This is a genomic window from Pantoea sp. 1B4 (assembly GCF_016925765.1).
In the GTDB taxonomy this organism is placed as follows: domain Bacteria; phylum Pseudomonadota; class Gammaproteobacteria; order Enterobacterales; family Enterobacteriaceae; genus Pantoea; species Pantoea agglomerans.
This window is the reverse complement of record NZ_JAEUWZ010000001.1, coordinates 762,087-775,047: the sequence shown is the minus strand read 5'-3', so window position 1 is coordinate 775,047 and position 12,961 is coordinate 762,087. Positions and strand designations below refer to the sequence as shown.

The 12,961-nt window shown below is 55.6% G+C and carries 10 protein-coding genes and 1 pseudogene; 6 read left to right on the top strand and 5 right to left on the bottom strand.

Going from position 1 to position 12,961, the window contains the following annotated elements; translation table 11 throughout:
* Nucleotides 1-139 precede the first annotated feature (139 nt).
* Entirely contained in the window at nt 140-1,309 is a 1,170-nt protein-coding gene (locus JNO11_RS03570; protein WP_045140740.1) for a cyanate transporter, read from the bottom strand.
* Nucleotides 1,310-1,396: 87 nt separating this feature from the next.
* Between JNO11_RS03570 and JNO11_RS03565 the strand changes: the two genes are divergently transcribed.
* The 3 genes from JNO11_RS03565 (at nt 1,397) to dbpA (ending at nt 6,395) form a co-directional block, all read left to right on the top strand.
* Nucleotides 1,397-2,257 (top strand): LysR family transcriptional regulator, encoded by an 861-nt coding sequence (locus JNO11_RS03565; protein WP_010255227.1) that lies wholly within the window; start codon nt 1,397-1,399, stop codon nt 2,255-2,257.
* Between the two features lie 90 nt (nt 2,258-2,347).
* A complete protein-coding gene (locus JNO11_RS03560) occupies nt 2,348-3,736 on the top strand; it encodes an amidohydrolase (RefSeq protein ID WP_325176929.1) in 1,389 nt (462 codons plus the stop codon).
* A gap of 1,276 nt (nt 3,737-5,012) precedes the next feature.
* On the top strand, nt 5,013-6,395 hold the full coding sequence (gene dbpA / locus JNO11_RS03555; RefSeq protein WP_325176928.1) for an ATP-dependent RNA helicase DbpA: 1,383 nt from the start codon (nt 5,013-5,015) through the stop codon (nt 6,393-6,395).
* 35 nt (nt 6,396-6,430) lie between these two features.
* Here the strand turns inward: dbpA and JNO11_RS03550 are convergent, their stop codons facing one another.
* On the bottom strand, nt 6,431-6,823 hold the full coding sequence (locus tag JNO11_RS03550; protein ID WP_325176927.1) for a NirD/YgiW/YdeI family stress tolerance protein: 393 nt from the start codon (nt 6,821-6,823) through the stop codon (nt 6,431-6,433).
* A 167-nt stretch (nt 6,824-6,990) separates the two neighbouring features.
* On the opposite strand from JNO11_RS03550, the gene JNO11_RS03545 reads away from it, so the two are divergent.
* The 3 genes from JNO11_RS03545 to JNO11_RS03535 all read left to right on the top strand — a co-directional run bounded on the left by JNO11_RS03545 (nt 6,991) and on the right by JNO11_RS03535 (nt 10,061).
* Entirely contained in the window at nt 6,991-7,953 is a 963-nt protein-coding gene (locus JNO11_RS03545) for a chemotaxis protein (RefSeq protein WP_010255217.1), read from the top strand.
* Between the two features lie 80 nt (nt 7,954-8,033).
* On the top strand, nt 8,034-8,183 hold the full coding sequence (locus JNO11_RS03540; protein WP_022625169.1) for a hypothetical protein: 150 nt from the start codon (nt 8,034-8,036) through the stop codon (nt 8,181-8,183).
* 300 nt (nt 8,184-8,483) lie between these two features.
* On the top strand, nt 8,484-10,061 hold the full coding sequence (locus JNO11_RS03535; protein WP_325176926.1) for a methyl-accepting chemotaxis protein: 1,578 nt from the start codon (nt 8,484-8,486) through the stop codon (nt 10,059-10,061).
* Between the two features lie 346 nt (nt 10,062-10,407).
* Here the strand turns inward: JNO11_RS03535 and JNO11_RS03530 are convergent, their stop codons facing one another.
* From JNO11_RS03530 to JNO11_RS03520, 3 genes and pseudogenes are all read right to left on the bottom strand, one after another.
* A complete protein-coding gene (locus JNO11_RS03530; protein ID WP_085978710.1) occupies nt 10,408-10,578 on the bottom strand; it encodes a cold-shock protein in 171 nt (56 codons plus the stop codon).
* Nucleotides 10,579-10,581: 3 nt separating this feature from the next.
* The gene (locus JNO11_RS03525; protein ID WP_003854408.1) at nt 10,582-10,794 is read right to left on the bottom strand and encodes a cold-shock protein; all 213 of its coding nucleotides are present in this window, start codon (nt 10,792-10,794) and stop codon (nt 10,582-10,584) included.
* A 383-nt stretch (nt 10,795-11,177) separates the two neighbouring features.
* Nucleotides 11,178-12,934 (bottom strand): annotated as a pseudogene (locus tag JNO11_RS03520) (glycosyl hydrolase family 28-related protein).
* Nucleotides 12,935-12,961 lie beyond the last annotated feature (27 nt).

Sequence of the window (12,961 nt, the reverse complement as noted above, 5' to 3'; positions counted from 1 at the left end):
TTGGTCAGACCAAACCGCTGTATCGGGGCTTATGGCAACAGATAGTTAACGCATTGTTAACCTGTGGCAACAGAAGATGCGCGAATTTTCCCGGAGTGTGAACCAGAGAAAAATATTGCCGGGATTGGTCGGACCAAAATCAGCGATTCACCTCAGGAAAGGCGTGCTGATAGCTGCGCGGATGGAAACGCAGATTAAGCACGATTAACAGCAGCGTGACCGCCGCCTGCAATAACCAGACGCTGGTGAAGTGACCGGTGAGCGCATGCAACTGCCCCGCGATAAACGGCATGCTGCCTGCGATAATAAAGCCGACGCCCTGCATAAAAGCCACCAGCCGCGCGCCAGCCTGCGGCTGCTCCAGATGATCCAGCGCCAGCACCAGCGCCAGCGGAAATGCCCCGCCCAGCCCGAAGCCCGCAATCCCCGCCCAGAGCCACGGCGCCAGTTGTGGCGCAAACAGGAAACCGAGCATGCCGCTGAACTGCATCGCCAGTGTCAGCAGCAGCAGCGGACGGCGATCGCGGCCCCGCGCCAGCAAGGGCAGCAGCAGCGCACCCGTGACCTGACAGCCGATCATCATGCCAAGCAGTGAACCGCCCGCCTGCGCGCTCCAGCCGAGTTGATGATAAAAATCGGGCAGCCAGGCGACACAGATGGCATATCCGCCGTTCACCAGACCGAAGCTCAACGCCAGCGTCCAGGCGCGGGTTTTCCGCCACAGCGAAGGCAGAGCGGCGGCCTCTGTCCGGGTTGCACGTGGGGTGGTGATAAACAGCCAGAGCAGGATGGCCAGCACCACCGGCAGCGCCCAGCTGCTCAGCGCGCCCTGCCAGCCAAGCTGCCCATTCAGCCACGGCGAGATCGCCGCGCCAATCCCACCGCCGCCCATCAGCGCCGCTGCCCACAGTCCGGTCACGCCGGCACTGCGGCTGCCAAATCGCTGACGGATCAATCCCGGCATCGCCATCTGCACAATGCCAATGCCCGCCCCTCCCGGCACAGTACTCAGCACCAGCCAGCCTCCGTCAGCCACAAACAGCCGACTCACCAGCGCCAGCAACAGCAGCACCAGGCCACCCAGCAGCAGTTTACGCACCGCAAAGCGCTGCATCAGCGGGGCGCTGACTAATGCAATGGCACCCATCATCATCATCGGCACCGCAGGCAACAGCGATGCCGCCAGCGGCGACAGACCGATGCTCTGACGCAGCTCGCCGAGTAACGGACTGACCGAGGTCATCAGCGGTCGCATATTGAGCCCGGCTAACACCAGCGCCGCCAGCAGCAGGTTGTTCTCTCTCTTCATCTGAGATCCACACAGTTAAAAGTTGCCAGCCTGGCAGCAGTCGTTACTATCTGGAAATGAAATATTACTCTGCCAGGTAGTGGAAATATGAATCGTCAGCCGATGTTTACCCCGCAACAGCTGCTCAGCTTTGTCGCGGTATGCGAAACCGCCAGCTTTACCCGCGCCGCCGACCGGGTGCACCTGTCGCAGTCCACCGTCAGCCAGCAGGTGCGACGGCTGGAGGAAATGGTCGGCAAAGAGCTGCTCAACCGCTCCTCGCATCAGGTGCAGATCACCGAAGAGGGCGAGAAGCTTTTAGGCTACGCCCGGCGGATTATCGCCCTGAATGGGGAAGCGCACGATGTGCTGAGTGACCAGTGGCGCGACGGTGTGCTGCGTCTTGGCGTGCCGGAAGATTTCGCCGCGCCCACGGCCGGTCTGCTGGCGCACTTCAGTCGCGACCATCCGCAACTTCGGCTGGACGTGATGAGCGGCATGCAGGTGGAGCTGCGTCGCGCCTGGCAGCGTGAAGAGCTCGATATCATGCTGATTAAACAGCCCGCTGGCGAGCGTCCGCTGGCGTCGCGTCCTGAACCCCTGCTGTGGCTCGATAGCGCAGAGTGGCCCTGCTTTGAGCAGACGCCGGTACCGCTGGTGCTGTTTCCCCAGCAGGGGCTCTATCGCGATGAGGTGTGTCAGACGCTCGACGCACTGGGCCGTAGCTGGCGCATTAGTTACAGCAGCGCCAGCCTGGTCGCGCTGGCCGCCGCCAGTGCGCAGGGTCTGGGGCTGACATTACTGCCCGCCAGCTGCCGCCTGCCGCAACATCGGGTACTGGGCCCGGAACAGGGTCTGCCGGTGATTGATACCTTCGAACTGGCGCTGTTCTGTCGTCATCCGCAGGATCCGCTGCAGCGCGAGCTGGCGGAATCCCTGGCAACCTTCAGCCAGCTGCGCTGGCAGTGAGATATCGAATAGTCGTCAGTGGAAAATAACGCAGCAGGGTGGAGCGTCGTTTGTCAGATTAAGACCTTGTTCACTTTGCAGGAGCCTCTGATGCCTATTTCCTCTTCGCCGAGCCGTCGTGATTTCCTTGGGCAGGGCGTCCGCTGGACCGCCGCAGGCGGCTTGCTGGCCGCCGGTCTCGGCCAGGCCAGTGCCGCCACGCCATCACCTTTGTCCTCCATCAATCCCGACCAGCCCGCCGCCCTGCCCCGGCAGGATCACTATCTGCTGCGCAATGTGCGGCTGGAGGAGGGCTTTATCCGTGAGGATGATGAGATCGTTGCGACCCGCACCGGGCGTTACGACATCAGCGTGCGCGACGGTAAAATTGACCAGCTGACACCCGCGGGTCAGGGTGACAGCACCCTGCCGTCGTGGGATGCACAGGATGCCCTGCTGCTGCCCGCCACCCAGGATATGCATATCCACCTTGATAAAACCTTCTACGGCGGCCCGTGGCAGGCTCCGCGTCCCCGTCAGGGCAAAACCATCATGGACATGATTGCGCGTGAACAGGTGCTGATTCCGCAACTGCTACCGCACTCTCAGGCGCGCGCCGAAGGGTTGATCGCCCTGCTGCACGCCAAAGGCACCACCCGCGCCCGCAGCCATTGCAATATCGATCCGGTCAGCGGCCTGCAAAGTCTGGAGCATCTGCAGGCGGCATTAGCCCGTCACCCCGCCTTTCCCTGCGAGATTGTAGCCTTTCCCCAACATGGCCTGCTGCACTCGCAGGTCGATGGGCTGATGCGCGAGGCGATGCAGCACGGCGTTGAGTATGTCGGCGGCCTGGACCCCACCAATGTCGATGGTGCCATGGAGAAGTCACTGGATGCGATGTTCCAGATTGCGCTCGACTATCAGCGCGGCGTGGATATACATCTGCATGAAACCTCACCCGCTGGCGTGGCGGCGATTCAGTACATGATTGACACCGTGGCAAAGAATCCGGCGCTGAAGGGCAAAGTGACGCTGAGCCACGGTTTTGCGCTGGCGACTCTGTCCGGTAGTGCGCTGGATAAGATGATCGCAGGGCTGGCGGAGCAGCAGTTCAGCGTCGCCTCTACGCTGCCGATCGGCAAGCTGACCATGCCGATTCCGCAATTACAGGCAGCGGGCGTGAAGGTGATGACCGGCACCGACAGCGTTATCGATCACTGGTCACCGTTTGGCACCGGCAGCATGCTGGAAAAAGCGAATCTCTATGCGCAGCTCTATCAGGGATCGGATGAGTTCTCGCTGTCGCGGGCGCTGGCGATCGCCACAGACGATCGGCTGCCGCTGACAGCCCAGGGTGACCGCCAGTGGCCAGTACCGGGCGATGAAGCGAGCATGATGCTGGTAGCGGCGAGCTGTTCCGCCGAAGCCGTGGCACGGATTTCGCCAGTCGTCGCGACCTTCTCGCGCGGTAAACCGGTGTTTGCGCTGGCCCCGGCCTGAAACAGCAGGGCTGCGGACAAAAACGCCGGGAGCGTTTTTGAACAACGCAACGCGTTGGCCCGGCTACGGGCGCACCTCAGGGATGAGGTGCGTAATCGCCCGCGCTGAGCCTTCTCAGCAAATGCGGAGAGATCGAGCCGGCTCAGGGAAACCGGTCAGATCGGAAAGGCGCTTAAGCCATCCATGGCCGCTCGGCCCGCGCCGTCCCTGGCGCGGGACGCTTTCCTTTTCTGACCGGCTTCCCTGCGCTTTAAGCTTGTTTATTGCTGATAGATTCTCAGTGCCCGTGGTTTACCAGCAGCGACGGTCCAGAAACGGGAAGCATCTGCCGGACGTGAAGCGAAGGGAGCATATGCCTGTAGCAAAGCATTACGGGCCACCGACAAAAACGCCGGGAGCATTTTTGAACAACGCAAAGCGTTGGCCCGGCTTCGGGCGCACCTCAGGTATGAGGTGCGTAATCGCCCGCGCTGAGCCTTCTCAGCAAATTCGAAGAGATCGAGCCGGCTCCGGCCCGGTTACAGACGATCACCTTACCTAAAGCGCCGGGAGCCAGTACCCGCCCCACAACGCAAACCCACTCCCCCCAAAAACAACAGAGCCTCCACAAGGGAGGCTCTGCATTTACCTGAGCGGAGTGCGGGTTACGCGCTTTTGGCCCATTTATCATTCGACATTAGTTCCATTGCCAGCGCGTATAAGCGACGATCTTCCTGATCACAGGGCTCATCTTCCGCATAACACGCAATCATCGAAGCGATCTTATCAGCCGATAAGCTCTCTCCATGAACATGCAGTGTCAGTACGGCGCGGCCTACTATTTTAAGCACATTTTCATGTGGTCCCTGGATGCGATTACTCAATGCAAATACCCTCTACCGGTCGTTGTACCAGGAATATGGCGCGCTAAATATAAAGCAATTAGCTCAGGATTTTTATCGGCACTAGTGGTGATATTTTTTAATGATTAATTCTATTACTGGAGTAGTAGTTAAGGATTTATCTGATTAACAATGAAATAAATATTTAAAAACGGCTACTTATCAAATAATCGCTGGCCTCAAAAGATCGTCATTCTGGAACAATCACATTAAGTCGGGGTTAATCTATAAAAATAAACCACCTTTTTCCCGTAAACTTCAGTCTATTCCTAAGCCCTCTGACAGATATAGTTTCATACTGCTAACCATCGAGGTTCCCGTTGCTGTCAGGCGTGCTTTCTGCCAGACTTGCCCCGCAATAATGCCCTACACTTTCAGCCTCAGAGGCCGCGCCCGTGACCGCTTTTTCTACCCTCAATTCGCTTCCCGACAGGCAGCTCGAAAACCTGCGCGAGATGGGCTACACCAGCATGACGCCCGTGCAGGCCGCTACGCTGCCCGCCATTCTGCAGGGACGCGACGTGCGCGCGCAGGCGAAAACCGGCAGCGGTAAAACGGCTGCCTTTGGTATTGGTTTACTGCACCATATCGACAGCGCCCGCTTTCAGACCCAGGCACTCATTCTCTGTCCGACCCGTGAACTGGCGGATCAGGTAGGCAATGTGCTGCGCCAGCTGGCGCGCTTCACCCGCAACATCAAAGTTCTCACTCTGTGTGGAGGACAGCCGATGAGCGCACAGCGTGATTCGCTGGTGCATCCGCCCCATATCGTGGTCGGCACGCCGGGTCGTATCCTCGACCACATTAACCGCGAAAACCTCAAGCTGGACCAGCTCAGCACGCTGGTACTGGATGAAGCCGATCGGATGCTGGAGATGGGTTTCCTGAATGATATGGAAACGATCATTGAAGCGACGCCCACCTCGCGCCAGACGCTGCTCTTTTCCGCCACCTGGCCAGACGGCATTACGGCCATCAGCACCCGCTTTCAGCGTGATGCGCTGAGCGTGGTGACAGAAGATGTCAGCGAACTGCCTTCAATCGATCAGCAGTTTTTCGAAGCCAGCCACAATGAAAAACTGGGTCTGCTGATAGCCCTGCTCAGCGATCGTCAGCCCTCATCCTGTGTGGTCTTCTGCAACACCAAACGTGAATGTGATGATGTCGCCGCGGCGCTTAACGCGCGTGATATCAGCGCCCTGCCTTTGCATGGCGATCTGGAGCAGCGCGATCGCGAACGCGTGCTGATCCGCTTCGCTAACGGCAGTGGTCGCGTGCTGGTCGCCACCGACGTCGCTGCACGCGGACTCGACATCAAATCGCTGGCGATGGTGGTTAACTATCAGCTCGCCTGGGATCCTGAAATCCACCTGCACCGCATTGGTCGTACGGCGCGTGCGGGCGAACATGGCGTTGCGGTCAGCCTGGTTGCTGCCGATGAGATGGCTCGCGCGCATGCGCTGGAAGATTTCCTGCAGCAGAAGCTGCCGTGGGTCTCTGCCAGCACGCTGAAAAAGGGCAGCAGCAAGCCGCTGCCTGCAGCTATGATGACTTTGTGCATTGATGGTGGCCGTAAAGCCAAGATACGTCCGGGAGATATTCTGGGCGCGCTGACGGGTGAAGCGGGTTATCGTGCCGAGCAGATCGGCAAAATTGTCCTTACGCCGACCCACGCCTACGTGGCGATTGAGGCGAATCAGGCCAAAAATGCGCTGGTGAAACTCAAGCAGGGCAAAATCAAAGGCAAAACCTGCCGGGCGATTCTGCTGAAGGACTAAATAAAACGGGCGAGGAAATTACCTCGCCCGGTTTGTTACGGCTCTTCGATTTGGGTCACATGCAGCGTGGTTTTATCCCCTTTACCCTGTACCTTGCCACTGACGCGTACTTTGTCTTCTGCGGTGTAGGTTTTACCACCAAAGGTCTTCTTCGGCGCGATAATCGGTAAGGTACCGGTGTTGTCACGGAACTGATACCGTTCGCCCTGCTCTTTCTTCACGATGTAACCTTCCAGCGTCACATATCCGTCCTGACGGAAATCGCGGATCTGATCAATATGCGTCTGACCGGTATCTTCTGAACCTTTATAGCCGGCATCCTGCTTGTGTTGCGGTGGCGGCGTATCGCCCGCTTTGTATCCGCCCTCTTCGGCCGAAACACCCGCACTCATCATCATCAGCAACGACGCCAGAATCACTTTTTTCATTTCACACTCCTTTATTGGAAAGGTGTCCATGTTGAACCTTCAGGGTTAATCCTGGCACATTAATTGGCGTCCGTTTTATTTCACCCTTCTCTTCTCACCTTTTTCTGTTTGCTGCCGATAACCTGTTCACACCCTATTTCACCAGCTGCGTTAATGCAGAGGCAACCATGGATAATTTTCAGAAAGAGATCGATGAGAGAGCGAACCTCGCGTTATCGAACAAGTTTGAGCTGCTGCTGTTTCGCTTAGGTTCCGATCAGCTGAAAGGCAAGTCTGAACTGTTTGGCATTAACGTCTTCAAGCTGCGTGAAATTGTGCCGATGCCAACTATCACTAAAGCCGCAGGCATGCGTTCGCCGCTGCTGGGTATGGCAAGTATTCGTGGCCAGTTCATTCCGGTCATCGACCTGCCTGCCGTGGCGGGTTGTGTGCCGGAAACCGGTCTTAACCTGCTGCTGGTCACCGAGTATGCCCGTAACACCCAGGCGTTTGCCGTGGAGTCAGTTGAGAACATTGTGCGTCTCGACTGGAGCCAGGTGCATACCGCCGAAGCCGGTATCGGCGGCCGCAACATTACCAGCATCGCCTGCCTGGACAGTGACAAGCAGAGCAACGAGCTGGCGATGGTGCTGGACGTTGAGCAAATCCTGTATGACATCATCCCATCGGTGCGCGGCGTCGAACCGGAAGCGGCCAGACCGCGTGCCTTCAACTACCGCCCAGGTGCGGTGGCGATTGTGGCAGAAGATTCCAAAGTCGCGCGTCAGCTGCTGGAGCAGGGCCTGAAGAGTATGGGCATTCCGGCGCTGATGTTTAACACCGGTCTGGATGCCTGGGAAAAAATTAAATTGATGAGCCAGGAAGCGCAGGCTGCCGGCGAATCGATTCACGACAAAATCGCCCTGGTGCTGACCGATCTGGAAATGCCAGAGATGGATGGTTTTACGCTGACCCGCAACATCAAGCGTGACCCGATCCTCAAGGCTCTGCCAGTCGTCATTCACTCCTCACTCTCTGGCAGCGCCAACGAAGATCACGTGCGCAAAGTGGGTGCCGACGGTTATGTGGCGAAGTTTGAGTTGAATGAGCTATCAGACGTGATTTTCAACGTTCTCGACACTGCCCGCTAAGCGAATGCGGGCCGCTAAGAATGCCCGGCACGCTTTTACTTTTTAGCCAGCGGAATGGCTGACCTGATCAGGAACCGACTATGCACATTGAAACTTTACCCGTTACGCCTGCACCTGCTACGCCTTCCCGTCAAAAGGTGCTGCGTGGCCGTTTACGCCAGCTGGCCTGGATTAGCGCCGTCACGTTAAGCGTCGCGTTCTGGACAGGCCTCTACTTCTTAGTTTTCTGAATCCATTCATCCTTGTCTGGATCGGGCTGTCAGCATCACTGCTGACAGCCCTTTTTTTTGTCTGAATTTCCTCTGGTTATTACTTAACCGTTTCTGATGATTTTTACTGACTATTTATTCACCCGGCGTTATTACTTAAAAATTATTAAAGGTACAACTTCGTGCTCCGATAACAGTATGCGCGAGATCACCTTTTTTGCCTGAGGCTGTGACCACAGACATCAGCAAGGCACTGCGCACAACAGCAGGAAACCTGAGTGTTGCTAACAAATTGATTAATAATAAAACGGGGAAGAGAACATGTTCAGTATCAAGAATATGAAGGTGGGAATGCGGCTCGCAGCAGCCTTCGGTATTATTGTGACGTTACTGATAGTGATTGGCGTGACATCCATAACCAGGATTAACAGCATTAATACGGCGATCGCCTCGATCGTTGACGATCGTTATGTGAAAGTACGACTGGCATTTGATGTGCGCGATGGCGTCAACGATCAGATCAAATACCTGCGCGGCATGGTGATCGACACGACACGTCCGGAAATGAATGTGAAGCGTTATGGTCAGCTGGATGAAGCCACGCAACGCACCAACAGCGCAATGAAAAGGATCGAAGATATTCAGGTCACGCCGGTCGGCAAGAAAAAGATCGCCGGTCTGCTGGCCTCTTCCCTGGCTTTTGAGAAAGTTAAAGCAGAGCTGATCACCCTGGTGAAAGCGGGCGATTTTGAGGCTGCCAGCACCTATGTCCTGAAATCGATGACCGCCACCCAGAACAAATTCCTTCAGGATGCCGTGGATTTTGCCAACTCTCAGGACGCACAGCTGCGCAGTGAAGGCCAGGGTATTGTGGAAAATGGTCAGTCAGCTATCTCCATTACGCTGATTTTCTCCGCGCTGGCGATTCTGGCGTCTATTCTGCTGGGCTACTTCCTGACCCGTTCTATTGTGCGTCCGCTGGTTGCAGCGGTTGACGTTGCTGAACGCGTTGCCGCAGGCGATCTGAGTTCACAGATGCAGGTGACCTCACGCGATGAAACTGGCGTCCTGATGCAGGCGCTGCAACGAATGAACGATAATCTGCTGTCGATTGTGACCGAAGTGCGTACCGGCTCCGACACTATTGCCGTGGCCTCTAATCAGATCTCCAGCGGGAACCTTGATCTTTCGACCCGAACCGAACAGCAGGCCAGTTCGCTGGAAGAGACTGCCTCTGCCATGGAGCAGATGACGTCGACCGTGAAACACAATGCCGACAACGCGCGTGAAGCCAATCACCTGGTTTCAACCACTTCCAGCGTGGCGCGTGAAGGTGGCGTGGTGATGGAGCAGGTCATTGAGAAGATGGAAGCGATCGCCCTCTCCTCACGAAAAATTGTCGATATCATCAGCGTTATCGACTCCATCGCCTTCCAGACCAATATTCTCTCCCTGAACGCCGCGGTTGAAGCGGCACGCGCGGGTGAACAGGGTCGTGGCTTTGCGGTCGTGGCGAGTGAAGTGCGTAATCTGGCGCAGCGCTCAGCCTCAGCGGCCAAAGAGATTAAGGTACTGATTGAAGATTCCGTCGCTAAAGTCGATGAAGGCAGCAAGCTGGTAACACACGCCGGTTCAACTATCGGCGAAGTAGTGAACAGCGTGCAGAGCGTGGCAAACATCATGAGCGAAATCACCATTGCAAGCAGCGAGCAGAGCAGCGGCATCAATGAAATCAATCAGGCGATTACGCAGATGGAAGCGGTAACGCAGCAAAACGCCGCGCTGGTACAGGAAGCGTCAGCCGCCTCACAAGCGCTGCAGGATCAGGCAGAGCGTATGGCACAGGCGATGAGCGTCTTTAATACCGGCAAGCTCTCACTGCAACCCGTACTGCGTTAATCCCTCTCAACGGCCTGCTTCGGCGGGCCAGTTTAAGAATGGTGACGATAAGAGCGGATAGGTTACAGGCAACAGAGCGGTTAGCGGTTAGCGGTTAGCGGTTAGCGGTTAGCGGTTAGCGGTTAGCGGTTAGCGGTTAGCGGTTAGCGGTTAGCGGTTAGCGGTTAGCGGTTAGCGGTTAGCGGTTAGCGGTAAAAGTTAAACAGGGAAAGTGAAAGTAAACAGGCAGGTTAAGAGGATAAAGCGTGAGGTTTGAGAAGGAGGAAACGCAGAAACAAAAAAGGCTACCAGAGGCAGCCTTTTATTACTGTAAATGCAACAACGCTATAAAGCTCACTAGCCTTAATCAGAGAGCGCGAAGCTGGCTCTGAATTGCAATCCTTGCCAGGTTCACCTGAACCACGACAGATTTGCAGAAAATGCATTTCGCTCCATGCGGGTTGGCTCTTGTAACATCAAAATGTGATGTACGAAACTGTGAGCCACTACAGTGAGGACATTTAAAAGTAATTTTCAGTCCTTAGAGACCAACAACGTTCGCAGCAGCTGGGCCTTTGGCGCCATTTTCTACTGTGAATTCAACTTGCTGACCTTCATCTAATGAACGGAAATCGGTGCCCTGGATTGCAGAGAAATGTACGAATACATCTTTGCTGCCGTCTGCAGGAGAAATGAAACCGAAGCCTTTCTCTGCGTTAAACCATTTAACGGTACCGCGAATTTTGTTAGACATGCTTAAATCCTTAATATATCGAGCCTTCCGGCATACATAATGGCCTGAGAACAGATTTTAATCAGAACGTAAGAGAAGACTCAAAAAGAAGGGATGTCTCGCGACAAACTTAGAGATGAGAACTGCTTTGGTTACTTACTTTGATAGTGTCTGTTAATCAAACCGACGATTCATTAGGCCACACTTCTTAAAGTGACGCAAGCCGTAATTCAAATTAATCGCAATCAGCCCGCTGACGAGGATGAAGGCGAAAGGCTGTGTCAGGGAGACTGTCTGGCTTCACAATGCAACTGTGACTTTCCCGGCGACGTAAAAAAGAAGCGGAGATAATGTCAGATCAAAAAAAGGGCGAGGCCGGAGCCTCGCCCAAAACATGCCGATCATCAATCGTAGTAAGGAACCTTACGGTCAACGCCGTTGATATTGATCAGCACAAAACCGGTCGGAGCGGTCTTATTAGTCGGCGTACCCGCAGCAGTAGCCAGCGTAACCACCCCTTTTTCGTTGGCCCCGATGCCCGCCAGCCCGTTGTGCATGCCAAAACGTGCAGCGGGTTTCAGGTTGCTGATTTTGGTGATGTCCGTAACCACCGACATATCAGCCTGGAACAGCGAGCAGGAACCGGTATCGAAGCGGGTCGGACCGGTCGTCTTCAGGTTGAACATGGTTTCGCCGCTGTTCGCTCTCAGCTTGACCCAGATTACGGCATAGGTGGTCCCTACCCGGCCATAACGAATGTCCAGCACGGAAGGCTGACCCATATGGTAAGCATCCGCCCAGACCGTCTCCAGTCGCTGGAGGTTGATCAGGGTTTTACCTGTAGCCGGCATATTTACCGGTGAACCGGCGGTGCCGGAGGGCGTGGTCGCATCCGCTTTCCCGATCAGCTCCATTACCCATTGCTGGTTAGGCGCCGGGAAATAGAGCTGCCCCAGCCGATACCAGTTGTCGGTATCGGTGTTGTTCACCACTTTATAGCCGCTGTAGTAGCCGGCACGCAGCGAACCGGTCATGAACGTGCCGTAGTTCTCATCCCGACGATAGCCATATTCGAAGGTCGATAACCACTTACTTCCGGCCAGATCATTGGTGATTTTCGCCCCCCGCCTGCAGGTTGATATGACGCATCACCACGCGGGCATTATTGAGATTGAGCGGCGTGCCGCAATCTTCAATGTTGAGCGTTTCGATGTTCCAGCCGCCATCCGACAGATCTCCTGGGTTAGTCGTGTGCTCAATCCAGACGTTGCGCATCACTCCCTGTGTGACGCGCGGCATATAGAGCGTCGCGTCGCCATAGCCTGACTGGAAGTTGGCATTACACAGCTCAATGGCGGTTGAGTGGTCCCAGTTTCCCTTCGGTGTGTTTGACCAGCCGACATCAAACACCCGTGAAAAGGTATTAGAGCTGTAAATCTGATCGAACTTACTGTCGAGCGTATCCTGCAGCTTAAAGACGGTTCCCCCCGGTACTTTGCGCCTTGAAGCAGAAGATATTGACGATCTGGCCTCCGACAATGGTATTTTCAAAGAACGGCTGCGTGTTACTGCACTGTTCAGGCGTGACGGTGATTTTCGCTGTGGTGTCGACAGTCCCGGCGTTAGCCTGTCCGTGCCAGCAGATACCTTTAATGACGATTCGACGCGCATTAACCTTAAACACGGTATTCGCGCTTTTGTCAGAAATGATGGTGGTGCGCGGTGCCGATCCGAGCTCCATATCATCGCCTGCCAGACCAAAAAACGACAACTCCGTATCGCTGATATCGATAGGTGAAATCAGGAAGCGGCCCCCCGGAAAACGCACCGGAATGGCTTTCGCGTAGGCGTTGTAAGACTGTGTCCATGCCAGCATCCGCTTAAAGGCTTCAGTGTCATCGGTCACGCCATCCCCTTTCGCGCCAAAGTGCAGAATGTTCACTTCGGCGGGATCGTTGATGGTGCGCTTCCAGTAGAAACCGTTACCCACCGCCACCGTACCGCCATCATCTTTCAGCGGAGTGGTGCTGAGGAAACCGACAAAGTCTGCGCCGCCACGGAAGCTGGAGTCCTTATCGTAATAGCGTTTAAGGCTCGCGACTTCACCTGATTTTGGTGGAACAGTGGTACGCAGTTCAGCAAAAGAGTTAACTTCGATCATAGAATCCTCCTCAGGATCATAGAGATA

Coding starts and splice junctions, on each gene's coding strand:
- JNO11_RS03560 (WP_325176929.1), top strand. CDS start 2,348: ATGCCTATTTCCTCTTCGCCGAGCCGTCGTGATTTCCTTGGGCAGGGC.
- JNO11_RS03535 (WP_325176926.1), top strand. CDS start 8,484: ATGTTCAGTATCAAGAATATGAAGGTGGGAATGCGGCTCGCAGCAGCC.
- JNO11_RS03540 (WP_022625169.1), top strand. CDS start 8,034: ATGCACATTGAAACTTTACCCGTTACGCCTGCACCTGCTACGCCTTCC.
- JNO11_RS03550 (WP_325176927.1), bottom strand. CDS start 6,823: ATGAAAAAAGTGATTCTGGCGTCGTTGCTGATGATGATGAGTGCGGGT.
- JNO11_RS03570 (WP_045140740.1), bottom strand. CDS start 1,309: ATGAAGAGAGAGAACAACCTGCTGCTGGCGGCGCTGGTGTTAGCCGGG.
- JNO11_RS03545 (WP_010255217.1), top strand. CDS start 6,991: ATGGATAATTTTCAGAAAGAGATCGATGAGAGAGCGAACCTCGCGTTA.
- JNO11_RS03525 (WP_003854408.1), bottom strand. CDS start 10,794: ATGTCTAACAAAATTCGCGGTACCGTTAAATGGTTTAACGCAGAGAAA.
- JNO11_RS03565 (WP_010255227.1), top strand. CDS start 1,397: ATGAATCGTCAGCCGATGTTTACCCCGCAACAGCTGCTCAGCTTTGTC.